At 62.6% G+C, this 23,722-nt stretch carries 26 protein-coding genes and 1 tRNA gene; 12 read left to right on the top strand and 15 right to left on the bottom strand.

All coding sequences use genetic code 11. From position 1 onward, the window contains the following. Positions 1 to 15: 15 nt before the first annotated feature. The 5 genes from secDF (at position 16) to LB564_RS03990 (ending at position 5,294) form a co-directional block, all read left to right on the top strand. Positions 16 to 2,565, top strand: a complete 2,550-nt coding sequence (secDF, locus tag LB564_RS04010; protein WP_224535112.1) for a protein translocase subunit SecDF — start codon at positions 16 to 18, stop codon at positions 2,563 to 2,565. Between the two features lie 27 nt (positions 2,566 to 2,592). Beyond that, positions 2,593 to 2,985: an Mth938-like domain-containing protein gene (locus LB564_RS04005; RefSeq protein ID WP_140701600.1), complete on the top strand. Its 393-nt coding sequence runs from the start codon at positions 2,593 to 2,595 to the stop codon at positions 2,983 to 2,985. 1 nt (position 2,986) lies between these two features. Next, entirely contained in the window at positions 2,987 to 3,829 is an 843-nt protein-coding gene (locus LB564_RS04000) for a phytoene/squalene synthase family protein (protein ID WP_181173540.1), read from the top strand. An 80-nt stretch (positions 3,830 to 3,909) separates the two neighbouring features. After that, a complete protein-coding gene (locus LB564_RS03995; protein ID WP_224535109.1) occupies positions 3,910 to 4,344 on the top strand; it encodes a hypothetical protein in 435 nt (144 codons plus the stop codon). Continuing rightward, the gene (locus LB564_RS03990) at positions 4,344 to 5,294 is read left to right on the top strand and encodes a sterol desaturase family protein (protein WP_224535108.1); all 951 of its coding nucleotides are present in this window, start codon (positions 4,344 to 4,346) and stop codon (positions 5,292 to 5,294) included. Before LB564_RS03995 ends, LB564_RS03990 begins: the two co-directional genes overlap by 1 nt. 92 nt (positions 5,295 to 5,386) lie before the next feature. Here LB564_RS03990 and LB564_RS03985 read toward each other — a convergent pair whose 3' ends face one another. From LB564_RS03985 to LB564_RS03965, 5 genes are all read right to left on the bottom strand, one after another. Next, a complete protein-coding gene (locus LB564_RS03985) occupies positions 5,387 to 5,629 on the bottom strand; it encodes a type II toxin-antitoxin system RelE/ParE family toxin (protein ID WP_263491131.1) in 243 nt (80 codons plus the stop codon). Further along, on the bottom strand, positions 5,626 to 5,901 hold the full coding sequence (locus LB564_RS03980; RefSeq protein ID WP_224535106.1) for a type II toxin-antitoxin system ParD family antitoxin: 276 nt from the start codon (positions 5,899 to 5,901) through the stop codon (positions 5,626 to 5,628). Before LB564_RS03980 ends, LB564_RS03985 begins: the two co-directional genes overlap by 4 nt. A 71-nt stretch (positions 5,902 to 5,972) precedes the next feature. After that, positions 5,973 to 7,385 (bottom strand): methylenetetrahydrofolate--tRNA-(uracil(54)-C(5))-methyltransferase (FADH(2)-oxidizing) TrmFO, encoded by a 1,413-nt coding sequence (trmFO, locus tag LB564_RS03975; protein ID WP_224535104.1) that lies wholly within the window; start codon positions 7,383 to 7,385, stop codon positions 5,973 to 5,975. Positions 7,386 to 7,950: 565 nt separating this feature from the next. Next, the gene (locus LB564_RS03970; RefSeq protein ID WP_065005581.1) at positions 7,951 to 8,091 is read right to left on the bottom strand and encodes a DUF1127 domain-containing protein; all 141 of its coding nucleotides are present in this window, start codon (positions 8,089 to 8,091) and stop codon (positions 7,951 to 7,953) included. A gap of 49 nt (positions 8,092 to 8,140) precedes the next feature. Further along, positions 8,141 to 8,281 carry a DUF1127 domain-containing protein gene (locus tag LB564_RS03965; protein WP_013531315.1) on the bottom strand — a complete coding sequence of 47 codons (141 nt, stop codon included), beginning with the start codon at positions 8,279 to 8,281 and terminating at the stop codon, positions 8,141 to 8,143. 231 nt (positions 8,282 to 8,512) lie between these two features. Here LB564_RS03965 and LB564_RS03960 point away from each other — a divergent pair, with 231 nt between their 5' ends. Together LB564_RS03960 and LB564_RS03955 are read left to right on the top strand one after the other, a co-directional pair. Next, the gene (locus tag LB564_RS03960; RefSeq protein ID WP_224535101.1) at positions 8,513 to 9,631 is read left to right on the top strand and encodes a DUF2157 domain-containing protein; all 1,119 of its coding nucleotides are present in this window, start codon (positions 8,513 to 8,515) and stop codon (positions 9,629 to 9,631) included. Next, a complete protein-coding gene (locus LB564_RS03955) occupies positions 9,628 to 10,212 on the top strand; it encodes a GDYXXLXY domain-containing protein (protein ID WP_140701595.1) in 585 nt (194 codons plus the stop codon). Before LB564_RS03960 ends, LB564_RS03955 begins: the two co-directional genes overlap by 4 nt. 95 nt (positions 10,213 to 10,307) lie before the next feature. On the opposite strand, the gene LB564_RS03950 is transcribed toward LB564_RS03955, so the two are convergent. Then, a tRNA-Leu gene (locus tag LB564_RS03950) sits at positions 10,308 to 10,390 on the bottom strand. 359 nt (positions 10,391 to 10,749) lie between these two features. On the opposite strand from LB564_RS03950, the gene tig reads away from it, so the two are divergent. Together tig and LB564_RS03940 are read left to right on the top strand one after the other, a co-directional pair. Then, positions 10,750 to 12,234, top strand: coding sequence for a trigger factor (tig, locus tag LB564_RS03945; RefSeq protein WP_224535100.1), 1,485 nt, complete (start codon positions 10,750 to 10,752; stop codon positions 12,232 to 12,234). A 152-nt stretch (positions 12,235 to 12,386) separates the two neighbouring features. Next, entirely contained in the window at positions 12,387 to 12,911 is a 525-nt protein-coding gene (locus LB564_RS03940; protein WP_224535099.1) for a hypothetical protein, read from the top strand. A 47-nt stretch (positions 12,912 to 12,958) separates the two neighbouring features. On the opposite strand, the gene LB564_RS03935 is transcribed toward LB564_RS03940, so the two are convergent. The 8 genes from LB564_RS03935 to radC form a co-directional block, all read right to left on the bottom strand. After that, complete coding sequence (locus tag LB564_RS03935) at positions 12,959 to 14,275, bottom strand: M20 family metallopeptidase (protein WP_140701593.1); 1,317 nt, start codon at positions 14,273 to 14,275, stop codon at positions 12,959 to 12,961. Continuing rightward, positions 14,275 to 15,234, bottom strand: coding sequence for an ABC transporter permease (locus tag LB564_RS03930; protein WP_140701592.1), 960 nt, complete (start codon positions 15,232 to 15,234; stop codon positions 14,275 to 14,277). The genes LB564_RS03935 and LB564_RS03930 overlap by 1 nt, the downstream gene beginning before the upstream one ends. Continuing rightward, on the bottom strand, positions 15,231 to 16,178 hold the full coding sequence (locus LB564_RS03925; protein WP_224535096.1) for an ABC transporter permease: 948 nt from the start codon (positions 16,176 to 16,178) through the stop codon (positions 15,231 to 15,233). The genes LB564_RS03930 and LB564_RS03925 overlap by 4 nt, the downstream gene beginning before the upstream one ends. A 47-nt stretch (positions 16,179 to 16,225) precedes the next feature. After that, the gene (locus LB564_RS03920) at positions 16,226 to 17,212 is read right to left on the bottom strand and encodes an autoinducer 2 ABC transporter substrate-binding protein (protein ID WP_224535094.1); all 987 of its coding nucleotides are present in this window, start codon (positions 17,210 to 17,212) and stop codon (positions 16,226 to 16,228) included. A gap of 34 nt (positions 17,213 to 17,246) precedes the next feature. Next, positions 17,247 to 18,017, bottom strand: a complete 771-nt coding sequence (locus tag LB564_RS03915; RefSeq protein ID WP_224535091.1) for an ATP-binding cassette domain-containing protein — start codon at positions 18,015 to 18,017, stop codon at positions 17,247 to 17,249. 36 nt (positions 18,018 to 18,053) lie between these two features. Beyond that, on the bottom strand, positions 18,054 to 18,830 hold the full coding sequence (locus LB564_RS03910; RefSeq protein ID WP_224535089.1) for a glutamine amidotransferase: 777 nt from the start codon (positions 18,828 to 18,830) through the stop codon (positions 18,054 to 18,056). A gap of 60 nt (positions 18,831 to 18,890) precedes the next feature. Next, positions 18,891 to 20,078, bottom strand: coding sequence for a carbohydrate kinase family protein (locus LB564_RS03905; protein ID WP_224535087.1), 1,188 nt, complete (start codon positions 20,076 to 20,078; stop codon positions 18,891 to 18,893). Between the two features lie 194 nt (positions 20,079 to 20,272). Continuing rightward, entirely contained in the window at positions 20,273 to 21,034 is a 762-nt protein-coding gene (radC, locus tag LB564_RS03900; RefSeq protein ID WP_224535085.1) for a RadC family protein, read from the bottom strand. A gap of 248 nt (positions 21,035 to 21,282) precedes the next feature. On the opposite strand from radC, the gene LB564_RS03895 reads away from it, so the two are divergent. Then, a complete protein-coding gene (locus tag LB564_RS03895; RefSeq protein WP_224535083.1) occupies positions 21,283 to 21,666 on the top strand; it encodes a hypothetical protein in 384 nt (127 codons plus the stop codon). 37 nt (positions 21,667 to 21,703) lie between these two features. Here the strand turns inward: LB564_RS03895 and map are convergent, their stop codons facing one another. Next, the gene (gene map / locus LB564_RS03890) at positions 21,704 to 22,531 is read right to left on the bottom strand and encodes a type I methionyl aminopeptidase (RefSeq protein ID WP_140701584.1); all 828 of its coding nucleotides are present in this window, start codon (positions 22,529 to 22,531) and stop codon (positions 21,704 to 21,706) included. A gap of 427 nt (positions 22,532 to 22,958) precedes the next feature. Here map and LB564_RS03885 point away from each other — a divergent pair, with 427 nt between their 5' ends. Further along, on the top strand, positions 22,959 to 23,255 hold the full coding sequence (locus LB564_RS03885) for a DUF982 domain-containing protein (RefSeq protein WP_224535081.1): 297 nt from the start codon (positions 22,959 to 22,961) through the stop codon (positions 23,253 to 23,255). 155 nt (positions 23,256 to 23,410) lie between these two features. After that, entirely contained in the window at positions 23,411 to 23,686 is a 276-nt protein-coding gene (locus LB564_RS03880) for a DUF6074 family protein (protein ID WP_318012760.1), read from the top strand. Positions 23,687 to 23,722 lie beyond the last annotated feature (36 nt).

The following is a 23,722-nucleotide window of genomic DNA, read 5'->3' as shown; positions in this document are numbered from 1 at the left end:
AACGGATAAGAATCGATGCTGTATTTCTCGCGCTTCAAGATGATCCTGATCTGGCTGGCCGTGGCCGCCACAGTGGTCCTCGCCGCGCCCAATCTGATCCCCGCAAGCACCTTGGCCCAGCTGCCCAGCTGGGTGCCGAAGCGGCAGATGACGCTTGGCCTCGACCTGCAGGGCGGTTCGCACATCCTGCTCGAGATGAACCAGAACGATCTGATCAAGGATCGGCTGGAGACGACGCGCGACGAGATCCGCACGCTGCTGCGCGATGCCAAGATCGGCTACACCGGCCTCGGCGGCACGGGGCGGTCCTTGCAGGTCCGCATCACCGATCCGGCCCAGGTCGATGCCGCCAAGACGGCATTGAAGACCTTGACCGATCCTGTCGCGGCCGGCCTGTTCACCGGCGGCTCCATCCAGGAGATGGCGCTGGATGATTCCGAACCGGGCCTGCTCAAGTTCACCGTCACCGATGCCGGCATCAAATATCGCACATCGACCGCGCTGGCGCAGTCGATCGAAGTGGTCGAGCGCCGCGTCAACGAACTCGGCACGACCGAGCCGATCGTCCAGCGGCAAGGCGACGACCGCATCCTCGTCCAGGTCCCTGGCCTGCAGGACCCGCAGCGGCTGAAGGAAATCCTCGGCCAGACCGCGAAGCTGACCTTCCAGATGGTCGACCAGTCGATGCCGGTGCAGGACGCGCTCAAGGGGCGCCCGCCGGCCGGTTCTTCGGTGCTTTATTCGCAGGACGATCCGCCGGTTCCCTACCTGATCGAGAACCGCGTCATCGTATCGGGCGAAAACCTTGTCGACGCGCAGGCGACATACAATTCGCAGAACAACGAGCCGGTGGTTTCGTTCCGTTTCGATTCGAAGGGTGCGGCCCGCTTCGGCCAGGCGACATCGCAAAATGTCGGCAAGCTGTTCGCCATTATCCTCGACAACCAGGTGATCTCGGCGCCGCAGATCCGCGAGCCGATCCTCGGCGGCACCGGCCAGATCTCAGGCAATTTCACCGCCCAGAGCGCCAATGATCTCGCCGTGCTGCTGCGTGCCGGCGCGCTGCCGGCGACGTTGACGGTCATCGAGGAACGCACCGTCGGTCCGGGCCTTGGCCAGGATTCGATCCATGCCGGTAAGGTCGCCGGCATCATCGGTTCGATCCTCGTCGTCGCCTTCATGTTCGTGGCCTACGGCTTCCTCGGCTTCCTCGCCAACATCGCGCTGGCGGTGCACGTGGCGATGATCGTCGGGCTGCTGTCGCTGCTTGGCGCGACACTGACCTTGCCTGGTATCGCCGGTATCGTGCTGACCATCGGCATGGCGGTCGATTCAAACGTTCTGATTTACGAGCGCATCCGCGAGGAGCGACGCGCCGGTCGCTCGGTGATCCAGGCGATCGACACCGGTTTCTCGAAGGCGCTGGCGACCATCGTCGATTCCAACGTCACCTCGTTGATCGCGACCGTCGTGCTGTTCTATCTGGGTACCGGCCCAGTGAAGGGCTTTGCCATCACCTATGCCATCGGCATCCTGACCACGGTCTTTACCGCTTTCACCTTCACCCGTCTGCTGGTCTCGATCTGGCTGCGGCGTGCACGTCCGAAGGAGTTGCCGCGCGCGCCGGTGACCTTCGTTCCGCCCGGCACGAAAATTCCGTTCATGGGTATCCGGCGGTGGACGTTCGCGCTGTCGAGCACACTTTCTATACTGTCCGTCGTCTTGTTCATGAGCGTCGGCATCAATTACGGCATCGACTTCAAGGGCGGCTCGCTGATCGAGGTGCAGTCCAAGAGCGGCGATGCCAATATCGGCGATATCCGCAGCCGATTGACGGAACTGAATATCGGCGAAGTGCAGGTGCAGCAGTTCGGCGCCCCGAACGACGTCTTGATCCGCGTCGGCACGCAAGACGCTGGTGAGAATGCCGAGCAGACGGTTATCGACAAGGTGCGCGGCGAGTTGCAGGATCAGTATGATTTCCGCCGCGTCGAGGTGGTGGGGCCGACTGTTTCCGGCGAACTGGCCAAGCAAGGCACGATCGCCATGATCGTCGCGCTGATTGGCATCCTGGTCTATGTCTGGTTCCGCTTCGAATGGCAGTTCGCGGTCGGCGCCATCATCGCGACGGTGCACGACGTCGTCATGACTCTCGGCTTCTTCGTCATAACAGGGCTTGAATTCAACCAGTCGTCGCTGGCGGCGATCCTGACCATCATCGGCTATTCGCTGAACGACACGATCGTGGTCTATGACCGCGTTCGCGAGGATTTGCGAAAATACAAGCGAATGCCGCTGCCGCAGCTGTTGAACAACGCCATCAACGAAACACTGTCGAGAACGACGCTGACGTCCGTGACGACCAGCTTGGCACTGCTGGCGCTGGTGCTGTTCGGCGGCGAAGTGATCCGTTCCTTCACACTGGCGATGTTGTTCGGTGTGGTGTTCGGCACATATTCGTCGATCTTCATCGCGGCGCCTTTGCTGATCCTGTTCAAGCTGCGGCCGCAGGCCTCGGCCGATGAGGAAAAGCCGGTCAGTGGCGGCAAGGCGGTCGCGACCTGACGCGCGGCCTCGAGGGGTGACAGAGTGATGGCCGGCAAAGGCATCGTCATCCGCGAGGCGCATTTCCCTGGCCGTGCGCCGATCGAGGCCTATGGCAATGGCGGGTTCCGCTTTGCCGACATGTCGCATCGGGGCTCGCTGCTCTGCCTGCCCACGGGCATCCATGGCTGGGAGCCGGCGGATCCCCTGGCGTTGACGATCGCGGATTTCGGAAAACTTCTGGCCGAGGCGGACAAGGTCGAGATCCTGCTGGTCGGCATGGGCAGGGATCTCAGGCCGTTGCCGCCGGCGCTGCGAGCGGCGCTGAAGGAGGTAGGCATAGCGTCCGACCCGATGTCGACCGGCGCCGCGGTGCGGACCTACAATGTCCTTCTGGCGGAAGACCGCGCCGTGGCCGCCGCTCTCATCGCCGTCGATTGACATGCCAGGGAACACAGAGATCGTCATGGACGCGGTACGCGCCACCGATCATGACCGGTATCTGACGGCGCTCTACGCGCCCGCCGACAAGCGCGACGCGCTGTTTTCGCTCTACGCCTTCAATGCCGAGATCGCGGGCATTCGCGACCGCATCCACGAGCCGTTGCCCGGCGAGGTGCGGCTGCAATGGTGGCGCGATGTGATCGCCGCCGGCGGCGAGGCGGGCGCGGGCCATCCCGTTGCCGAAGCCCTGAACGCCGCCATCGCAGCGTTCAACCTGCCCAAGCCGGCCTTCGAGAACATGCTCGAGGCACGCATCTTCGACCTCTACGACGATCCGATGCCGTCGCGCACCGATCTCGAAGGCTATTGCGGGGAGACGGCGGCCGCACTCATCCAGCTTGCGGCGATGATGCTCGATCCGGTCGAGGCTCCACGTTTCGCCGAGCTTGCGGGAAGGGCAGGCTGCGCCCAGGCGATTACAGGGCTTTTGCTGCTGTTGCCGCTGCACCGCAGGCGTGGGCAGTGTTTCGTGCCGGCCGACATACTGGCGGCGGCGGGATCGTCGCCGGAAGAATTTGTGGCTGGCGATGGCGGGTCTGGTGCGCAGCGCGCCGTGGCGGCGATGATCGCGCTGGCGCGCGAACACCTCCGGGCCTTCGAGCAAGGTGCCGCCGCGCTGCCGCCCTCGCTGCGCCCGGCGTTTCTGCCGCTGGCGCTGTCGCGGGCCTATCTGGCGAAGATCGAAAAAGGTGACCCGCTTCGTGTCACCCCTCGGCTCTCGGCGTTGCGCCGGCACTGGTTGACGCTGCGTCGCGCGACGAAAGGCTGGCCGGCACTTTGACGTAAACGTCAATCATGCTAAGCATCGCCGCGCGGAACCGTTGCTTGAGACAACGGGCCGGTCGGAGGAGATGCCTGTCCATGAGCTTGCCCGTGCTTGTCGCGATCGTCGTGCTTGGCATAGCGCTGTCGGTCGCCGCGGTGCATTTCACCGGCGGCAGCCGCAAGGCAAGGCTCGCCGACGCGGCGCAGGCGCGCGAACGTTTTGCGCAGGATTATCCGGATGAAGAGGTAACAGCCGTCCGGCTCACGTCCGACGGTCAGGCCGCTTTCCTGGAGTTGGGGAGAGGGCGTCTCGGCATCGTTCAGGTTATAGGCGATTGTTTCCTGACCCGAGTCGTCGCACCTGGTGATGTCGCGGCGCTGACCTCGGACGCCGCCAACGCCATCACTTTGCGGCTTGCCGATTTCACCTGGAAAGGTGGCCGCTTCACCTTCGCCGACGCCGGCGACGCAAAAGCGGTGCTGGCCCGGCTTCAGCCGCAAACACTGAGTGGCGACAGGGAGGCCGCGTGATGGACAGCTATGATTTTCCGCAGGTCACCCAGCTGGCCATTCCGTTTTTCGTCGCGGCGATCCTGATCGAGCTATGGCTGGTGCGCAGCGGCCGCGCCAAAGGTTCGTTCGAGACGCGCGACACGCTGACCAGCCTGATGATGGGAACCGGCAATGTCGTTGCCGGGCTGCTGCTTGGCGTCGTCTCCTATTGGGCGCTGCTGTGGCTGTGGCAGTTCCGCGTCTTCAATCTCGGCCTGTCTGTCTGGGTTTTTCTGACCGCCTTCCTGCTCGATGATCTGCGCTACTACGTCTATCACCGCATCGCGCATCGGGTGCGCTGGGTGTGGGCGGAGCACGTCAACCACCATTCCAGCCAGCACTACAATCTGTCGACGGCGCTCAGGCAGAGCTGGACCGGCCTTTTCACCTTCATGTTCGTGCTGCAGGCGCCGCTGGTGCTGCTCGGCTTTCACCCGGCGGTGATCGCCTTCACCTTCGGCTTCAACCTGGTCTGGCAATTCTGGATCCACACCGAGACGATCGGCAAGATGTGGGGCTGGTTCGAGCTCATCTTCAACACGCCGTCACACCACCGCGTCCATCACGCCACCAATCCGCGCTATCTCGACGCCAATTATGCCGGCACGCTGATCATCTGGGACCGCATGTTCGGCACCTTCGTCGAGGAGCTGGAAGAAGATCGGCCGCGCTATGGAATCGTCAAGAACCTGGGCACCTTCAACCCGCTGAAAGTGGCGTTCCACGAATGGATCGGCATGTTCCGGGATGCGTTCGCGCCCGGGCTGACGCTTCGAGAGCGCCTGAATTACCTCATCAAGCCACCGGGCTGGAGCCACGATGGCTCGCGCGATACGTCGGAGAGCCTGAAGGCGACATATGTGCGGAGAAATCCGGGAGAATCGGGCAAGCCGGGATTGCCGTTTGCCGGCACGGAACCGGCGGAATAGCAGTTCCTCAGGATGGCTCGCTTGATCCGCCATCGCGCATCATCGTTTCAAAGTCGCGGCCGCCGTAGAAGGTGTTGACGATGCGCACGAGATCATTGTCGACGACGTATGCGATAATGGCGGAGTTTTCGAACGGGTTCGCAGGCCCGGCATGATGTCATCACGGGACCGGCACCGCGAGGCGCATTGCCTATGCTTTGGCAGCGGAGTTCGATGCGATCGACGAATTTAATGGCGACTTGCTGGCTTCCGCTCTGATTGAAGATGTAGCTGGCTATCGAACCCATATCCGCGATCGCTTCTTCACTAACAATGACGGCGAGACGCTGGATCATCGCTCTCCCGCCAACCCCGAGATTCGTTTTCTTACTCTCTCGATCGCTTCATCCAATGGAACGCCCGGTCTCGTGTCTTCGATCGAAGCTTTCACGCGGGCTCGGATGGCGGCCATACGCTCGGCATGTTCTTCTTCTTCGCGCTGGAAGGCGCGAAGAGCGGCGCGGATGACCTCGCTTGCCGAGCCGAAAGAACCATCCTCGACCTTTTCGCGGATCATACGCGCCATGGCGGGCGTGACGGTGACGGATAGTTTCTCGGCGGATTCCATGACCGGGGCTCCAAACGCAAAGTAGGATACTATCCTACTTTGGCTTCGGACCCAACCAAAAGGGCTGACCGCTACTCCGCCGCCTGAGCCGTCTCCGCCGGCAAACTCAGCCACTGTCGACAGTCATTCCGCGCGCGCGACGTGATCGCATGGCGTTTGGCAACGGTCTTGTCCTTGCCGCGCAGACGCTTGCCTTCGACTTTCTGTGCTTCCACTGGCGGGAACAGGCCGAAATTGACGTTCATCGGCTGGAAGGATCGCTTGCCCGGTTCATCATCGGAAACGATATGGCCGCCGGTGATGTGGTTGAGCAGCGCGCCGAAGGCGGTGGTGAGCGGCGGCAGGGACGGTGCATGGCCGAGCCGCTCGGCCGCGGCGAAGCGGCCGGCGAGCAGGCCGATCGCCGCACTTTCGACATAGCCCTCGCAGCCGGTGATCTGGCCGGCAAAACGCAGGCCGGGCCGCGACTTCAGCTGCAGCGAGGCGTCGAGTAGGGTCGGCGAGTTGATGTAGGTGTTGCGGTGCAAGCCGCCCAGCCGTGCGAAATCGGCGTTTTCCAGGCCCGGAATGGTGCGGAACACGCGCACCTGCTCGGCGTGCTTCAGCTTGGTCTGGAAGCCGACCATGTTGTAGAGCGTGCCCAGCGCGTTGTCCTGGCGCAACTGCACCACGGCATAGGCCTTCACCGTCGGGTTGTGGGCGTTGGTCAGGCCCATCGGCTTCATCGGCCCGTAGCGCAGCGTCTCGACGCCGCGTTCGGCCATGATCTCGATCGGCAGGCAGCCGTCGAAATAGGGCGTGCCTTCCCACTGCTTGAATTCGGTCTTCTGGCCCTCGATCAACGCCTGCACGAAGGCGAGGTACTGCTCCTTGTCCATCGGACAGTTGATGTAGTCCTTTCCGGTGCCGCCAGGCCCGACCTTGTCGTAGCGCGACTGGAACCAGCAGGTATCCATGTCGATCGTGTCGAAATGGATGATCGGCGCGATGGCGTCGAAGAAGGCCAGCGCATCGGCGCCGGTCGCTTCGGCGATCGACTGGGCCAACCCGGGCGCGGTCAAGGGTCCGGTGGCGATGATCGCCTGATCCCAGTCCGCCGGCGGCAGGCCGGGAACCTCCTCGCGCTCAATGGTGATCAGCGGGTGCGCTTCGAGCTTTTTGGTCACCGCATCGGAAAAACCGTCGCGGTCGACGGCAAGCGCGCCGCCGGCCGGCACCTGGTTGGCGTCGCCGGCGCTCATGATCAACGAACCGGCCAGGCGCATCTCGGCATGCAGCAGGCCAACGGCGTTGTTCTCGGCGTCGTCCGAGCGGAAGGAATTGGAACAGACCAGCTCGGCCAGGCCATCGGTCTTGTGGGCGTCGGTGCCGCGAACCGGGCGCATTTCATGCAAGATGACGGGAACGCCGGCCTCGGCCGCCTGCCATGCCGCTTCGGAACCGGCGAGACCACCACCGACGATATGGATTGGATTTTTGCTCATGGCCGCCGGAATAATCGCTTGGCGTCGCGATTGCAATTGTCGCGCGGCGGTAACGCGAACCCTCGTCGGGAGAGCCTGTCCCTGAAAACAACAACACCCGCCGGGGGAGGAGGTCCGGCGGGTGTCGTTTTTGGGGCCGATCCTCGGGAGGAGGTGAAGATCGACCGTATTCGTCATCGCCGGGGAGGAGGTCGGCTCAGACGAAATTCCTTTCGCCATTTAAAGAGGGCGAAACCTCTGGGGCAAAATACCTTTTGCCGGGGGAAACAACGCCCGCCGCGGGAGGAGGTGCGGCGGGCGCCGTTTGTGTGGCCAACCCTCGGGAGGAGGTGAAGGTCCGGCCTATTCGTCATCGCCGGGGAGGAGGTCGGCTTTGACGAAATTCTTTTCGCCTGACTAAGAGGGGCGAAACCTCTGGGGCAAAATACCTTTTGCCGGGGGAAACAGCGCCCGCCGCGGGAGGAGGTGCGGCGGGCGCCGTTTTGGTGGTCAACCCCTGGGAGGAGGTAAGGGCTGACCGTATTCGTCTGGGTCGGGGAGGAGGTCGACCCGGACGAAATTCAGTTTAGATCGCCTTACGGGCAATGATCTTGATTTCGTCGCGGACGATACCGAGATCATGCAGCTGGCGGTTCGAAAGGCGACCCAGCTCGGTAACCGTCTCGCGATAAACGCGCCAGTTACGATAGTTGCGGATCAGGTTCATTGTCGTTCTCTTTTTCAAAACTGGTTCGGACCATTCGCGGTCCGAAGAATTAGACCGCCTTGCGAGCGACGTAAGGAATGTCGCTGCGGCTGATGCCGAGGTCGGTCAGTTCACGGTTGCTCAGGCGGCTCAGCTCGGACACGGTGTCCCGGTAGCGGCGCCAGTTGCGGTAGTTGCGGATCAGGTTCATGGTAGTCTCGTTTCGTCTTTCTTGCGGATCATTCCGTTTGTGTACGAACCATAAATAGGGGGACCCATATCGATTTAAAAGCGCTATGGCTGCATGGCAGCAATGCAAATTGTGCAATGCAACATTAACGCGGCTTCACGGACCTGACATAAAGAAGCCAGAATCAGAAAGTGCCGTGACGTCAACGGTTTGGCTGTGTCGGCTAAAAGACGACCAGGGTGGGGAGAAGACATGGCGGGCTACTCAGCGCGGGTCAGGGGCGACATCGGGCGATGGCAACAGGCCGGGCTGATCGATGCCTCGACGGCTGACCTGCTGAGGCGCGACGTCGAGGTCAACGCACGCCAGTCGCTCAGCTTCGGTTCGATCCTCGCAATGATGGCGGCGCTGCTCTTTGGAGCGGCCATCCTGATCTTCGTCGCCGCCAATTGGGAAGCGATCCCGCGGCTGGCGCGGGTGGCAGCACTCTTTGCGGTCATTCTGGGCGGCTATGCCGGCGGCGCGGTGCTGAAGACACGCGACCATGCGGCGATCGGCGAAGCGTTGTGGATCGTGGCGGCGGCGGCGTTCGGCGGTTCGATCGCGCTTATCGGCCAGATGTATCATTTGTCCGGCGACGAGGCTTCCGCCCTGGTCACCTGGGGCGTGGGCACGGCGCTGGCGGCGGCGGCGCTGCGCTCCAACCCGCTGACCGTGGCGGCGGTCGGCATCGCCGACGCCTGGCTGTTCCTGAAAGGCTTCGACTATTACAGCCGCAGCGACTTTCCGCATGCCTTCGTCGTCATGGCGATCGTGCTGTTTGTCCTATCGTTCTGGACCCGAAGCCAGCCGGCACGGCACCTGATCATCCTGTCGCTGCTCTTCTATCTCGTGCTGTTGGCCACGGATCACGCGACACTTCCGGTGGCGATCCCGCTGGTCGTTGCCTCTGTCGTGCTTTTCGCGGCTGGCGTCCTTGTACCGGAACCGGTCGACAGGATCGTGCAGCTTGGTGGCCGCTTGCCGTTGCACGCATTGCTCGGCTTCCTCACCGGCCTGGCCGTCATCCAGTTCGAACTGGCCGACGAACGCACCTACAACAGCGGTTTCACCATTGCCTCGGTCGTAGCCCTGGCGGGCATCGTCGCGGCAATCGTGTTCGCGGGGCGCGAGAGCCGGGGGCTACGCTGGCTCGCCTATCTCGGCTTTGCCTTCGAACTCGCCACGATCTATGTGGTGACCCTGCAATCCATGCTCGACACAGCCGGTTTCTTCCTAGCCGCCGCGGTGCTGCTCGGCATTCTGGCAATCGTCATCATCCGCGTCGAAAAACGCATGAAGGATCCAGCCACCGGGGGAGCCACTGCATGATGACCGGGAAGAGGCTTGTTATCTCGGCGCTGGTGCTGGCGGTCGTCCAGATCGGCTTCCTGAGCTGGATCATCGCCGGCCGGGCGGCGATCCTGCGCAACGGCAAGGAAGTGCTGCTGAAGATCGAACCGGTCGATCCGCGCGACCTGTTGCGCGGCGACTATATTGTCCTCGGCTACGACATTTCACGCATACCGGTGAAAATGATCGCCAACATCCCCGCCGACAAATTCTCCAGCGACGATGGCTCGATCGTGGTTCGGCTGAAGAAGGGCGTCGATGGCTACTGGACGCCGACCACCGCCTGGTTCGGCAAGGCGGCGACGCCGGCCGCTGCCGATGAGGCCGACATTTCGGGCCATGTCGCCGCCGGTTGGGATCTGCGCGGCGAAGGCATGACGATCGCGCCGGACTATGGGATCGAACGTTTCTACCTGCCCGAGGGCCAGGGGCTGGCGATCCAGAATGACATGCGGGTGCGTCCGTTCGGAATCAAGCTGGCGTTGGCCAGCGACGGCACGGCGCAGATCAAAGCGCTGGTCGACGGCGATAAGACGCTGTTCGAGGAACCGCTTTATTAGATTGAGGCGCCGGTCCTCCTTCGCCAAGGCTTCGGAGGACACCTTCGGCTGCGTGCCTAAGGTGGCCTGCCACCCGAAGCTCGAAGAGCGAAGGGTGGTGCGGGTAGAGGGACTCGAACCCCCACGATCTCTCGCCAGAACCTAAATCTGGTGCGTCTACCAGTTCCGCCATACCCGCATGATCCGGCAATCCCATGTAGCCATCATTCTGTCAATGTCGGAGACAAGATGTCGGGCAAGGGCCGAAATGTGGTTATTCGCCTAAGCGCGAAGACTGTTGAAAATTAGGCTCGCCTGTGACAAAAGGCGTGTCAAATGTGACGGAACGCGACGATCCGCTTCTACAAGATGTGATAAGAAGTAGGAAAAACAAGAACTTATTCACATTTTGGAACGCAGTTTGGGAGAGTTTGAGCCGTATTTCCGGTCAAATCGCCAGGTTCCGTACCAAAAGCCATTCCCGGCAAGAATTACCGGCAGGCTGTGAACGGCAGGGAGCCGTTTGGCAGCCTCATTGGTGAAAACAAAGGTTTTACGATGCAGGTCACCGAAACACTCAATTCCGGTCTCAAGCGCGAGATCAAGATCACCGTGCCGGCCGGTGACATGGAAGCCAAGCTGATGGCCCGGCTGTCTGACGCGCGCAACAAGGTCCGCATCAACGGCTTCCGTCCGGGCAAGGTGCCGGTGCAGCACCTCCGCAAGGTCTATGGCAAGTCGTTCATGGCCGAGGTCGTCAACGAGATCCTCAACGACTCGACCCGCTCCATCATCACCGGGCGCGGCGAGAAGGCCGCCATGCAGCCCGAGGTCATCATGACCGAGGACGAGAAGGAAGCCGAGAAGATCCTGGCCGGCGGCGTCGATTTCGAATTTCGCCTCAACTACGAGGTCATTCCGGCCATCGAGATCAAGGATTTCTCCGACATCAAGGTGACGCGCCAGGTGTTCGACGTTCCGGATTCGGAAATCGACGACCAGGTCAAGCGCGTCGCCGAATCGGCGCGCAGCTACGAGCCGAAGACCGGCAAGGCCGCTGAAGGCGACCGCGTCTCGATCGACTATCTCGGCAAGATCGACGGCGAGGCTTTCGCTGGCGGCGCCGGCACCGACCAACCGCTGGTGCTGGGCTCCAAGGAGTTCATTCCGGGCTTCGAGGATCAGCTCGTCGGCACCAAGGCCGGTGACGAGAAGCAGGTCACCGTGACTTTCCCGGAAAACTACCAGGCCGCGCATCTGGCCGGCAAGGAAGCGACTTTCGACGTTACCGTCAAGGAAGTGTCGAAGCCTGGCGAACTGGAAATCAACGACGAGACCGCCAAGAACCTCGGCCTGGAATCGCTGGACAAGCTGCGTGAGATCGTGCGTGGCCAGATCGAAAACCAGTTCGGCTCGATGACGCGCCAGAAGGTCAAGCGCCAGCTGCTCGATCAGCTCGACGCGGCCTATTCGTTCGAAGCGCCGTCGAAGCTCGTCGAGGCGGAATTCAACAACATCTGGGCGCAGGTCAACCGCGACCTGGAAGCCGCCGGCCGCACTTTCGCCGACGAAGAGACGACCGAGGAAGAGGCGCGCGCCGAATATATGCGCCTTGCCGAGCGCCGCGTGCGCCTCGGCCTGGTGCTGGCCGAGATCGGCGAGAAGGCCGGTGTCACGGTATCGGACGAGGAACTGCAGCGCGGCCTGTTCGAGCAGGTTCGCCGCTTCCCGGCCAATCAGCAGCAGGAAGCCTTCGAATTCTACCGCGGCAACCCCGAGGCGCTGAACGCGCTCAGGGCGCCGATGTTCGAGGAAAAGGTGGTCGATCACCTGCTCGGGCAGATTTCGGTCACCGACGTCAAGGTCAGCAAGGAAGAGCTGATGGCCGACGACGAGGAGGCCGATACCGCGACCAAGGCGAAGCCTGCGAAGAAGGTGGCCGCCAAGAAGGCCGAAGCCAAGGCGAGCGAAGCCGCCGACGACGCGGAAGAGCCGAAGAAGAAGGCCGCGCCGAAGAAAAAAGCGGCCAAGGACGCCGAATAAGTCCGCATATTCCAATGAATTCCTAAAGGCCGCCTCCGGGCGGCCTTTTTCGTTGCGAAACTGCAACATCGGATTGGCTTGTGATGGGTGCCAGTGGCGATACGAAGCCTTGATCATTATCTGGTTGATTGAAAGACCAGAGGTAATTGGCGATGTCGTTGCGGGTGTTCGTGGAACTGAGGCGCGCTGCCGCCACAGGGTTTTTCCTGGCCTTGGCCTGCGGCGCTGCCGGGGCAGGCACGGACAATTGGCGTTTCGACACCGGCAATGACGGCCTCGTCACCGCGTCGGTCTATGCCACCAACAAGCTGATCACCGGCGGCGGCGCGCTGAGCTACAGCCCGGTGCTGACCATTGCCTGCCGGGCGGACGGCGAGCCCGCCTGGACCGAATGGCTGCAGTTGAACGACGCGGTCTCGGCCAGCCGGAAAATCACCATGTCGGTCGCCATCGACGGTTCCGGCAAATTCGACGAGAGCTGGTCCGTCGGCACACGCGGCAGGGTGCTTGTGCGCGACGGCGCCGATGGCATCAAGCGCCTCGTTCCGGCAAACCGCCTGCTGCTGTCATGGCGCTTCGGGCTGTTGTCCGGGCGCGGTCAGGCCGATTTCGACCTCGCCGGTTTCGGCGAGGCGGTCAGCCAGATTGCCGGCAGCTGCAAAACCGATCCGCCCTGATTTTTGGAAAAGCCGCAGCCTGTCGGGCCATCGCCACTGGGGTGGCTCTAACGGCACCATTTCTCGACGGCGAGCGCGATCGCCTTCGTGCAGTCGACGAGATCGCGTACCGAAACACGTTCATTCGGCTGATGTGCCTGCGCCGGATCGCCCGGGCCGAAGTTGACGGTCGGCGTGTTGCCGAGACCGGTCGGCAAGCCGATATCGCTGTGCGCGCCAAAGCCGCTGAGGACCGGCGACAAATTGGCCTGCTCGACCGCCTGCCGGAAGACGCCGACGAATGGATTGTCCGACGGGATTTCGGCGCAGTCGGCGTCGAGGATCCATTCGACGCGGGCAGGGTGCTTTCGCAGATAAGGGTCCGCCTGACAGACATTGGCGATATGCTCTTCGATCTCGCGTTTGACGTTGCCGCCCAGCTTGAATTCGTCATGCTCGCTTGGCAGGTACTGCGCGTCGATGATGATCTCGCCGCGGCCCGCCATCGAGGAGGGGTGTTCGCCGGCATTGATCTGGGTGACGATGATCTGGTTGGGCAGGTCCATCAGCGGATGGTTCTTCCTGGGGTCGAACATCCAGCGCCGGTTGAGGATGTCGATGCCGTCGAGGATTTGCCGGCAAAGCTGCACGGCATCGACCGGACCGCTCGAATACCAGGCGTTCGGCGTCAGTTCGGCATGGCCGCCTATGCCGTCGATGATGATCTTGCCCCAAAGGATCCCGTGACAGAGGGGAGCGATCTTGTTCGCCGTCGGTTCGGTCATGATACCGGCATCGGCGCGAAAGCCGCGATCGACCATGGCAAGCGAACCCATGCCGCCGATTTCCTCGTCGACGACGGTGGTGAAAACGACGTCGCCAGACAGGGGAACTTCGAGTTCCCTGAGGATCTCGACCGCCATCAGCATGCAGGCGACGCCGCCTTTCATGTCGACGGTGCCGCGGCCATGCAGGAATCCATCCTTGAGAACGGGCTGGAAGGGGTCGGTTGCCCAGTGTCCGGCGGCGCCTGGCGGGACGACGTCGATATGGCCGGTCAGCATGATGGAACGACCGCCGCCAGTGCCCTTCAAGACGCCGCCGAGATTGGGCCTGCCGTCGAACGTCCTGCCTTTGTTGGCGCCGGCGCGCCCCTTGTATTTTTCGTAGAGCGCGGGGCCGTCCGGATCCCAGAGATCGGTCGTAAAGCCCAGCGCCTCGATGCGCTTCTGCAGATAGAGCTGGCAATCGCGCTCGCCGGGACCTGCTTCCTTCGGGTTGGATTTCACGATCGAAGGGAAGGCGACGAGATCGCTCAGCGTTTCGACGATGCGATCGGCCGCTGCCTCGACGCGCGCGGCGATGGTCTCTTCCATGGAAGGCATTATGATCTCCAACGTTGGGAAAGCCGGTCGGCAAGCAGGACGAACACCAGAAGGGCGCCGACGATCCCCACCTGCCAGACCGTGTTGATGTTCAATTGCAAGAGGCCGGTCTTCAGCGTGACCAGCAGCAGAACAGCCGCGAACACACCACCGACGCCGCCGCGCCCCCCGGTGATGACGATGCCGCCGAGCATTGCGGCGGTCAGCGATTCGAGTTCGAGGTTCTGGCCGATATTGGGCCTGCCGCTGCCCAGCCAAGCGATCGAGACGAGGCCTGCGGCACCGGCAAGGGCACCGCTCAGCACATAGAGAATGAAGCGAACGCGCTCGACCGGGATGCCGACCAGTTTGGCCGAGCGTTCATTGAAACCCATGGCATAGATCCAGCGGCCCCAGGCGGTCGCCATCAGCACCAGGCCGGCAAGCGCGAAGCACGGGATGGCGAGTGTGAGGAAGGGAACGGGAATGCCCAGGAAAACCCCACGGCCCCACAGAAGCAGCCATGCGGGCACCCCCGCCTGCGCCGCGCCGCCGGTGACGGCAAGCGCGACGCCTGAATAGACGAAGAAGGTGCCGAGCGTGGCGATGAAGGGAAGAAGGGCGAGACCGTTGACCAGCCACCCGTTCATCGCACCGAGCAGTGCGCCGGCCAGGATGCAGATGACCGGCAACAGAACAGGCGGCAATCCAAGCTTCAGACAAAGCATGGCGATGATTGCCGAGAGCGAGACCGCACCGCCGACAGACAGATCTATGCCCGTTCCGCCGGCCAGGATGACCAGCCCTTGTCCGAGGCCGACCAGAGCGAGGATCGTCGAGAACTGCAGGATGGTGGTGACGGTGCCGAGATTGAAAACCGATGGTTTTAGCGCCAGCAGGCCCAGGATCACGATGAGCCAAAGTCCGCACAGCAAGGCGAGGGTCAGGGCAGGACCCTGCAGGTTCCGAAGCGTTTTCATGCGCGGGCTCGCTGGAACCGGGCCAGAGGGAGGCGGTTGGAGACGGCTTCGAAGCCGAGCACGCCAAGGATGAGAACGCCAGTGACGACGGGCTGCCAGAGCGAGGGAATACCGATCAGAAGCAGTCCGTTTTGCAGAATTCTGAGCAACAACACCCCAAGCACCGTGCCGATCAGGCTGCATCGCCCGCCCAATATGCTGGTGCCGCCGAGAATGACCGCCGCTATTGCATCGAGTGCCAGCGTGCTGCCGATCGTCATTTCGACATTGCGGTATGTGGCGACGTAAAAAGTGGCGGCGATGCCGGTGAGGACACCGCTGATGACGAAGGTCGCGAAGCGTATCTTGACCACCGGGATTCCCGACAGCCGCGCCTTCTCTTCCGAATTGCCGATTGCCAGCAGGTGCAATCCATAGGGCGTGCGCCGCAACGCCAGCCATACGGCGAGATAGGCAACGGCTATGGCGAAGGCCGCGACGGGGATCCCCAACACAGTGGTTGAGAGAAGATCGGTGAGGCTCGAAGGCAGGCCGGAGAGCCATTGCCCGCCAAGCAGGACGAAGACGGCGGTGCGGTAGACGCCCAGCAGGCCAAGCGTTCCGACGATCGCCGGAACGCGGCCGAGAACGACCACCGCGGCCGTCACGCAGCCCAGCACCGCGCCGGCCATGGGACCCGCGACGATCGCCAGGAACGGGCTGCCATCGGCGCCGAGTATGCGCCCGATGGCAATGGCGGCGAGGCCCATGACGATACCGATCGAGACATCGATACCGCCCATGGCCAGAAGCAAGGTCATGCCAAGGCCGATCAACAGCAGTTCGACGCTGTTGCGCAGCACAGTCACCGCATTGCCCGAGGTGGCATAATGCGGCGATGCGACGGAGAAGATGGTGATCGCCAGCAGGCAGGCGACAAGCAGGGACCATTCCCGCCCGTTCATGGAGAAGATACCGTTTCCAGACCGTCGCACCGTATTCATGTCAGGGCTCAGAAGTTGAACTTGTCGACATTGTCCTTGGTGAAGACGGCTGGCGGGCCGAGCAGAAGAATGCCCTTCGCGGCATCATAGGTGGCGGGCTTTTCCAGGCCGGTGATGTTGTTCTCGGCCTCGAAGCTCTTGCCATCGATCAGCTGCTTGCCGGCCCAGACCGTGAGATAGCCGAGCTGTTCGGGATCCCACAGCACGGTGAAGCCGAAGGCGCCGCTCTTCAGGTAGGATCGCGCGGTGTTGGGGCTGCAATAGCCGGCGCCGATGACCGAGCCGATCTTGCCCGCGGTTTCGATCGCCTGGGCGACGCCCGGGCAAGTCGAGGAGGCAACGGCGATGATGGCCTTGATGTCGGGATTGGCGGCCATGAGGTCGCCCGAGATCTGCGCGGCGCGCTCGGCAGTGCCGCCGGCAAATTGCGGAGCCAGCAGCTTCAGCTTCGGATATTTGGCGGTTGCCTCCTTCTGCATGAAGCCGATCCAGGCGTTCAAATTGGATGCCGTGGCTTCGCCCGAGACGATGCCTATCGTCGCGTCCTCGCCGACGCGCTTGACGAGTTCGTCGATGATCGTCGTGCCGAGGCCTTCGTCGGTCGCCTGGGCCACATAGACCGCGCGGCCGCTGTCGGGCGCGTCGCTGTCGCTGGTGAACAGTTTTATGCCCTTGGCCTTGGCGCTCTCGACCACGGGAGCGATGCTGGAGGCATCGAGCACGCTGACCGAGATCGCTTCGACGCCCTGGTCGATCAAGTTCTGCACGATCTGCAACTGGTCGACCGGATTGGTGTCGACAGGGCCGGAATAGATGAAGTCGACGCCGAGATCCTTGGCGGCGCGATTGCCGCCGGCTTCCATGGCGTTGAAATAGGGAATGCCGATCAGCTGCGGGACGAAGGCGACCTTGTGCTTGTCGGCCGCATGCGCCGCCGTGGCAACGGCGAGCGACAGGGCCGAGGCGGCGAGCACTTTCCTTAGATGTGAAAGCATTGTGGTTTTGATCCTCTCTGGAATGACGTGCGTTTCAGTTTGTTTTTTCGAGCGCCCGCACGTCGGGATGGGCGCCTGTTATGAGCGATACGACTTCCTCGTGATTGGTCTCGGTGGCCAGCCGTTCGGCCACCTTGCGGCCGCGTCGGAAGACGACGATGCGGTCGGCGACTTCGAACACTTCGGAAATGTTGTGGCTGATGAGGACGACGGCGCAGCCGCGCGCGGCAAGCCGCCGCGTCAACGCCAGCACCTTGCGGGTCTCGGCGACGGCAAGGGCTGCCGTCGGTTCGTCCATGATGACCAGTTTGGCGTTCAGATTGAGCGCACGGCAGATGGCGACGGCCTGGCGCTGGCCGCCAGACAGGCTGCCGACCGGCGCTTCGGGGTCGGAAATGTGGGCGTCTAACTCTTGCAGCAGCCCATCGACGCGCTGGCGCATCTCGCCGCGCTTCAGAAAGGGGATGCCCAAAATGGAGCGTTTCAATTCACGGCCGAGAAAGACGTTCTCGGCGATCGACAGGTTCTCGGAAAGCGCCAGTTCCTGGAAAATCGTCGCGATTCCCGATGCGGCCGCATCCTTGGGCGAGGAGAAGGCCACCGGATTGCCTTCGATGATGATCTCGCCCTCGCTCGGCGGATGGGCGCCCGCCAGGATCTTGATGAAGGTCGATTTGCCCGCGCCATTGTCGCCGAGCAGCGCCAGCACTTCGCCGGAGCGGACTTCCAGGTCGACATTGGCGAGCGCCGTCAGCGCGCCGAAGCGCTTGGCGATGTTCCTGGCGACAAGAAACGGGGCTGTCATGGCGGTTTCCCAGCGGTTGCTGATCGGGTTGAGTGGCTAGATGGTCTTGCTCACCCAGCGCAGCACATTGGTCCAAAGCCTGGCATAGCCGGGCCATTCGACGAAGCTGTTCGGCAGCCAGTGCGGCCCGATATCCGACGTCCAGACCAGCGTGCGCCCCTCGCCATGGCGCCCGGTAACCAGCAGCGGATGACCGCCCTGGTCCCGCGGCAACCGCGCCAGCACCTCGACATCATCCCGGTCGCGGGTAACGACCTCGTTGGCGCCGAGAAGAATGGGCCATTCACCGTCGATGCCGGCAAACAGCGGATGATCCATGGGACCGGTGATCTCGGGCCGGAAGCCCTCCGGGATTTCGAGCCGGTCGTCATTGGGAAGGCAGGTTACCGGCAGCGCATCCTCGACGGCCGTGCGATGCCAGCGGGCCTTGCCGTCAATGCCCTGGAAGCTGAAATAGCCGCCGATCATGACCAGCCCACCGCCGGCTTGCGTCCAGTCGCGAAGAAGCTTGAGCCGGTTGGGAACGGTCTTGCCGTGCAGCCAGACGTCAGGATGCAGCAGCAGCGAATTCGCGCCGATATCGGACAGGATGATCGCCCTGTATTGCGACAGGCCTTCCATGGTGAAAGGCAGCTTTTCGACGGCTTCGTGGGCCGGCATGTATTCGAGATCGAATTCGCTGTCCTTCAGGGCGTTGACCAAAGGTGTCGCGCCGAGATGGAAGGTGACGCTGCCGAACTGGTCGAAACCCTTGTAGTGGGTGGCCGAACTCATCCAGCTCTCGCCGACCAGAAGGACTTTCGCTTTCGTCATGATCATGTTTCTCCCGATATTGCCTGGTGTGGGATGCTTTCATCCCGGTAAGGTATCGATTTAGCTTGCCATCACGTCATTCGCTAAAGCGGTGGCCTTCAATGTCGTGAAGTCGGCGATGTACCCTTGAGCGCCCTCGACGGTGGTCGTCAGGCTGGCGCCGATCGCCGCGTAGCGGGCCGCTGTTTCCAGCGATGCGCCATGCAGCCACAGACTGAGGAAGATGCCGGCGAAGCTGTCGCCGGCACCGGTCGCGTCGACCCTGTTGACGGGCAGCGCCGGGACCTCGATACGCGGTCCGCCCGTCGACGGAAAGACGACCGCGCCGAACTCGCCAAGGGTGAGCACGACCGTTCCGCGCGGCTTGACGCGCGACAGGATCAGCCGCACCTCTTCGATCATGGTCGCCACTCCGGTGCGAAAGCCGAAAATCTCGCGCATCATGACGTCGTTGATGAAGGTCAGGTCGATCTGCCTGATCATCCGCGCAAAGACTTCGGGCGTCCGCGCGCTCCTGGGCAGACCGGCGGAATGCAGGCTCACTTTCCATCCGGCTTGATGAAAGCGCTCGATGGAAGCGGTCATCGTGTCATAATGAAAGCCTTCGATGTGCAGGCAGGCGGGGCGTAGCTCGGGTTTGATCTCCAGATTGGCGGTCAGGTCGACTTCGCCCAGTTCGAACGGTTCGCTGATGATGGTGCGGCTGCCGTTGCGTTCGATGATGACGATCGCCTGCGAAAGCCGGTTGTTGGGCGTGCTGCGGATAGGCAAGGCGTGGACGCCCAGTTTCGAAAGCGCGCCAAGCGCCCAGTCGCTCTCCGCGTCCTGGCCGACCGCCGTCGCCAGTTCCACGTCCAGCGCATAGGGCGCCCCGACGCCAGCGGCGGCAACCGCAAGGTTGGCCGCGGGGCCGCCCAGCGCTTTTTCGATATGGCTTGCCGTGATCCGGTCGTCGCGATGCGGCAGCACGTCGACGCGGCACAGGAAGTCGACGCTCACCCGGCCCGCCACCAGAAGCCTCGGCAAATGGTCGAGATTCTTCAGCCGCTGCGGCGCGCGGCCGGGCAGGGAGCGTGCAAAGGAACTCGGCCGGTACATCAAGGCGGCGATCGCCTTCTCGATGCGGTCCCGCGTGCCGTCCTTCAGCCCGGCTGTGCCATTGATGAAGTTCGAAACCGTGCCGATGGAGACACCGGCCGTTCGTGCGACATCCGCTATGGTCGGGCGCTTGCGTTGCAACTGCGTCATCCAATTGAAGCGTTTCAAACCGTAACAGCGGAAATGCCAGCCCTCAACGAAATCATCTTTCAAAAAACTGGATGCGCCGCTTCGTCTGTGGAAGATTGATCCGCAAAACGCACGATATCGGGATCGTCCTTTCCAAGATTGAACGATTTTCAAATTACGGCCAAGACGTCACCCGCTTTGGCGGGACCTTGGACCTAGATCAGCAGCAGGCCCTTCATGCTGGCGTATCCTTTCCGCCCGATGATGATGTGGTCGTGCACGGAAATGCCCAGCCGCTTGGCGGCTTCGATGATCTCTTTCGTCATCTCGATATCGGCGCGCGACGGCGTCGGGTCGCCCGAGGGATGATTGTGGACCAGGATGATCGCTGTCGCCGACAGTTCGAGCGCGCGCTTGACCACTTCGCGGGGATAGACCGGCGTGTGGTCGACCGTGCCTGTCTGCTGCACCTCGTCCGATATCAGTGCGTTCTTCTTGTCCAGGAACAGGATGCGGAACTGCTCGCGCGCCTCGAACGCCATGGCCGAGTGGCAATAGTCGAGAAGCTGCTGCCATGAGGCCAGGACCTCGCGGCCTTGAACCTCGCCGCGCGCCATGCGCTGTGCCGTTGCCGCAACCACCTTCAGGTCGAACGCCACCACCGGACCGATGCCCTTGATCTCCTGCAGAAGGCCAACGGGCGCGCCGAGCACTTCGGCCAAGGTGCCGAAGCGGGCCAGCAGCGCCTTGGCGACCGGCTTGGTGTCGGCGCGCGGGATCAGGCGGAAGAGCAGGAGTTCCAGAAGCTCATAGTCGGGCAAGGCATCCGGACCGGCCGACGCAAAGCGCTCGCGCAGACGATCGCGATGGCCGAGATAATGGGGCTTTTCGGCTGGGGCGGGCTTTGCCTTCGCGGCTTGCCGGACCGGCACTTCGGAGAAGAAACCGCGCTCGTCGTCGTCGCCTTGTCTCGCCATGTACCGCCCATATCCAGCCCGCAGCCGAGCAATGATCGCTGATCCCCACGAAATACTAGGACGGCGGGCGGGGGCGGTCGAGGTCTTTTCGGCGCTGCCAATCAAGCAATAACCGTCAAGAGGCTGGGCCGCTCCCAGTCGGCGGCAGGGAATGAGTAACCTCCGCCTTCGACGCAATGTTGCGGCAATGGGGCGCGTGCAAGCTCTCGGTGTCGTCACTGACAACGCCACATTAGGAGACAACCAAGATGCCCAGGCTCATTCGTATCCTGCTGTCCGCCGGGCTGCTTCTTGGCTTCGCCCCGGCAATGGCTGCCCCGATGATCGATGCCGGACCCGCCGTTAGCCGCCCGGATCAGCACTTTCCGATCCATGTCATCCAATACGATGATCCCTGCACTGACGGCCGTTACAACGACGGGAGGCCGCATGATTGCCGCGAGATCCTGCGCATGCTGGATCACCGCGAGCATTATCGGGAAAGGCACCGGAACTACGCGCGCGAACGCTACGATCCCTGCACGGATGGCAGGGTCAGCGATGGCCGTCCGCGCAGTTGCCGGGAAATAATGCGCTGGTTCCGAGACCAGGACGAGGACGAGGACTGGCGGCCACGCCAACACTGGAAATAGGCGCGAAACAGAACAGGCGATTGAGGGCCACGGGCTCCTAGGCTGGCAGGCCGGGGCGGTCGAGCTTTTTGGGCGACAGGGTGAAAATCTCGCAGCCGGTGTCGGTCACGCCGACCGTATGCTCGTATTGCGCCGACAGCGAGCGATCGCGCGTCACCGCCGTCCAGCCATCCGACAGCACCTTCACATGCGGCCTGCCGAGATTGATCATCGGCTCGATTGTGAAGATCATGCCGGGGCGCATTTCCACGCCTTCATTGGCGCTGCCGTAGTGCAGGATGTTGGGCGCGTCGTGGAACAGCTGGCCGACGCCGTGACCGCAGAAATCGCGCACCACCGAGCAGCGCTCTGCTTCGGCGTAGGTCTGGATGGCAGCGCCGATGGCGCCGGTGCGCGCGCCCGGCCTGACCGCGGCGATGCCGCGCATCAGGCATTCATGGGTGACCTCGAGCAAGCGCTCGGCGGCGCGCTTGATCGTGCCGACCGGATACATGCGCGAGGAATCGCCATGCCAGCCATCGAGGATGTAGGTCACGTCGATGTTGACGATATCGCCATCCTTTAGCGGTTTGTTATCGGGAATGCCGTGACAGACGACATGGTTGATCGAGGTGCAGGACGATTTCGTGTAGCCGCGATAGTTGAGCGTGGCCGGCAGTGCGCCATGATCCATGCCGAACTCGAAGACGAAACGGTCGATCGTGTCGGTGGTGACGCCGGGACCGACCATCGGCGCCAGCTCGTCAAGGCAGCGCGCGGTGAGGTCGCATGCTTTGCGCATGCCGGCAAAGCCTTCCTCGCCATAGAGGCGGATCTGGCCGGTGTTTCTGAGCGGTGCCGTGGCGGCGTCGAGATAGGTGACCATTTTGTCCGTATAGAAGATGACGCGTCGCAGGAGTGCTGGCGCGAATATGCCACCAGATTTGGCACTTGGCGGCGAAAGGTTCAAGGAAGAACTGCCTGGTGCGGCTCCCGCCGCCCGGATATTCGCTTGCCGAACCCGACCGGAGCGCTCGTCCTTGGCGCGCTGTTCGCCTTGCCGTCGGCCTATGTCTTGCTGATGGTGGTGCCCATGGCCTTCGACGCGGAGACCGACCCGGCCAACCAGTAGTCGCTGCCTGGTGCGCCGGAAAGCCTTGCCGGGCCGGCTGTGCCGGCAGGGCTTTCCCTGGCCGGCTGCAGCAGAAGCGGCTGCTTCCGCAGTGACGACACATTTTCGTGGCACAAACGGATAAAGCAACTTTTGACGACGAACGGCGTTGCTTGGGCGACGCCAGTTCGGGAGATGTTGGATGGACAGATTGCAATTCGAGGTACCGGTGCGCATCGCACCAGGTCCCGGCTTGCCGGTCGAGGAAATCTACAGCGTCGAGCAGGCGCTCGATTTTCTGCAGGACTGGCCAGCGCGCCGGCAGGGCCCGGTGTATCAGAAAGCCTTCAATGCCTGTTTTGGCGCCACGGTGGACGTGGTCGAGACCGAAGACGCCTGCCGGGCGTTCATGGCGTTCTGCCGCGTCACCGGATTGATGGCCGGCGACATGATGGCGCCGCGCAAGCGCGGCGGCGAGGCGAGACCGCTGCAGGCCTGAGGCGGCTTCGAATCCCCGGGTGACCAGCTCATCTTCCGGCGCGCATGACAATGTCACGTGCGGCGATGCTTCGGCTCGCCTCGTTAAGCTTCCGTTTCCACCTTCGCGGTTAGCCATTGCTTGTTCGGCAATGGTTGATTCGTTGCGTCAGTTTCATGGTTCGGAAGATGTCCCCAGAAAAAGTCCGTGCGTTCCCGATCGATCGTCAGCTATTCTTGGTCAGGGAAGTGGCCGCTACGCTCGGTAGTCTAAACGGCGAGAAGGCCACATCGTTCTGGAGGGCCAAGGCGGCGGAGCTGCTTGATCGGATCATAGGATCGGGCAGAGACAGGGCTACGGCCAGTGACGAAGTACGCAGGTTTTTCCTTGCTGTACAAAGAGAATTGTCGGCCGGGTCGGTTGCTGAGCCGGCGCCAGTTCTTTCTGCTTGAAGCAGATTTTATTCCATAGTCTTGTGCTACTTCCCA

The organism is Mesorhizobium sp. ES1-6 (assembly GCF_020164775.1).
Taxonomy (GTDB): domain Bacteria; phylum Pseudomonadota; class Alphaproteobacteria; order Rhizobiales; family Rhizobiaceae; genus Mesorhizobium.
Note: the sequence above shows the minus strand (reverse complement) of the source record. Positions and strands in the feature narration are given on the sequence as shown.

Bases quoted from the DNA above. Each gene is read 5' to 3' on its own strand.
- secDF (WP_224535112.1), top strand. From the start codon at position 16: ATGCTGTATTTCTCGCGCTTCAAGATGATCCTGATCTGGCTGGCCGTG.
- LB564_RS04005 (WP_140701600.1), top strand. From the start codon at position 2,593: ATGGCCGGCAAAGGCATCGTCATCCGCGAGGCGCATTTCCCTGGCCGT.
- LB564_RS04000 (WP_181173540.1), top strand. From the start codon at position 2,987: ATGCCAGGGAACACAGAGATCGTCATGGACGCGGTACGCGCCACCGAT.
- LB564_RS03995 (WP_224535109.1), top strand. From the start codon at position 3,910: ATGAGCTTGCCCGTGCTTGTCGCGATCGTCGTGCTTGGCATAGCGCTG.
- LB564_RS03990 (WP_224535108.1), top strand. From the start codon at position 4,344: ATGGACAGCTATGATTTTCCGCAGGTCACCCAGCTGGCCATTCCGTTT.
- LB564_RS03985 (WP_263491131.1), bottom strand. From the start codon at position 5,629: ATGATCCAGCGTCTCGCCGTCATTGTTAGTGAAGAAGCGATCGCGGAT.
- LB564_RS03980 (WP_224535106.1), bottom strand. From the start codon at position 5,901: ATGGAATCCGCCGAGAAACTATCCGTCACCGTCACGCCCGCCATGGCG.
- trmFO (WP_224535104.1), bottom strand. From the start codon at position 7,385: ATGAGCAAAAATCCAATCCATATCGTCGGTGGTGGTCTCGCCGGTTCC.
- LB564_RS03970 (WP_065005581.1), bottom strand. From the start codon at position 8,091: ATGAACCTGATCCGCAACTATCGTAACTGGCGCGTTTATCGCGAGACG.
- LB564_RS03965 (WP_013531315.1), bottom strand. From the start codon at position 8,281: ATGAACCTGATCCGCAACTACCGCAACTGGCGCCGCTACCGGGACACC.
- LB564_RS03960 (WP_224535101.1), top strand. From the start codon at position 8,513: ATGGCGGGCTACTCAGCGCGGGTCAGGGGCGACATCGGGCGATGGCAA.
- LB564_RS03955 (WP_140701595.1), top strand. From the start codon at position 9,628: ATGATGACCGGGAAGAGGCTTGTTATCTCGGCGCTGGTGCTGGCGGTC.
- tig (WP_224535100.1), top strand. From the start codon at position 10,750: ATGCAGGTCACCGAAACACTCAATTCCGGTCTCAAGCGCGAGATCAAG.
- LB564_RS03940 (WP_224535099.1), top strand. From the start codon at position 12,387: ATGTCGTTGCGGGTGTTCGTGGAACTGAGGCGCGCTGCCGCCACAGGG.
- LB564_RS03935 (WP_140701593.1), bottom strand. From the start codon at position 14,275: ATGCCTTCCATGGAAGAGACCATCGCCGCGCGCGTCGAGGCAGCGGCC.
- LB564_RS03930 (WP_140701592.1), bottom strand. From the start codon at position 15,234: ATGAAAACGCTTCGGAACCTGCAGGGTCCTGCCCTGACCCTCGCCTTG.
- LB564_RS03925 (WP_224535096.1), bottom strand. From the start codon at position 16,178: ATGAACGGGCGGGAATGGTCCCTGCTTGTCGCCTGCCTGCTGGCGATC.
- LB564_RS03920 (WP_224535094.1), bottom strand. From the start codon at position 17,212: ATGCTTTCACATCTAAGGAAAGTGCTCGCCGCCTCGGCCCTGTCGCTC.
- LB564_RS03915 (WP_224535091.1), bottom strand. From the start codon at position 18,017: ATGACAGCCCCGTTTCTTGTCGCCAGGAACATCGCCAAGCGCTTCGGC.
- LB564_RS03910 (WP_224535089.1), bottom strand. From the start codon at position 18,830: ATGACGAAAGCGAAAGTCCTTCTGGTCGGCGAGAGCTGGATGAGTTCG.
- LB564_RS03905 (WP_224535087.1), bottom strand. From the start codon at position 20,078: ATGACGCAGTTGCAACGCAAGCGCCCGACCATAGCGGATGTCGCACGA.
- radC (WP_224535085.1), bottom strand. From the start codon at position 21,034: ATGGCGAGACAAGGCGACGACGACGAGCGCGGTTTCTTCTCCGAAGTG.
- LB564_RS03895 (WP_224535083.1), top strand. From the start codon at position 21,283: ATGCCCAGGCTCATTCGTATCCTGCTGTCCGCCGGGCTGCTTCTTGGC.
- map (WP_140701584.1), bottom strand. From the start codon at position 22,531: ATGGTCACCTATCTCGACGCCGCCACGGCACCGCTCAGAAACACCGGC.
- LB564_RS03885 (WP_224535081.1), top strand. From the start codon at position 22,959: ATGGACAGATTGCAATTCGAGGTACCGGTGCGCATCGCACCAGGTCCC.
- LB564_RS03880 (WP_318012760.1), top strand. From the start codon at position 23,411: ATGGTTCGGAAGATGTCCCCAGAAAAAGTCCGTGCGTTCCCGATCGAT.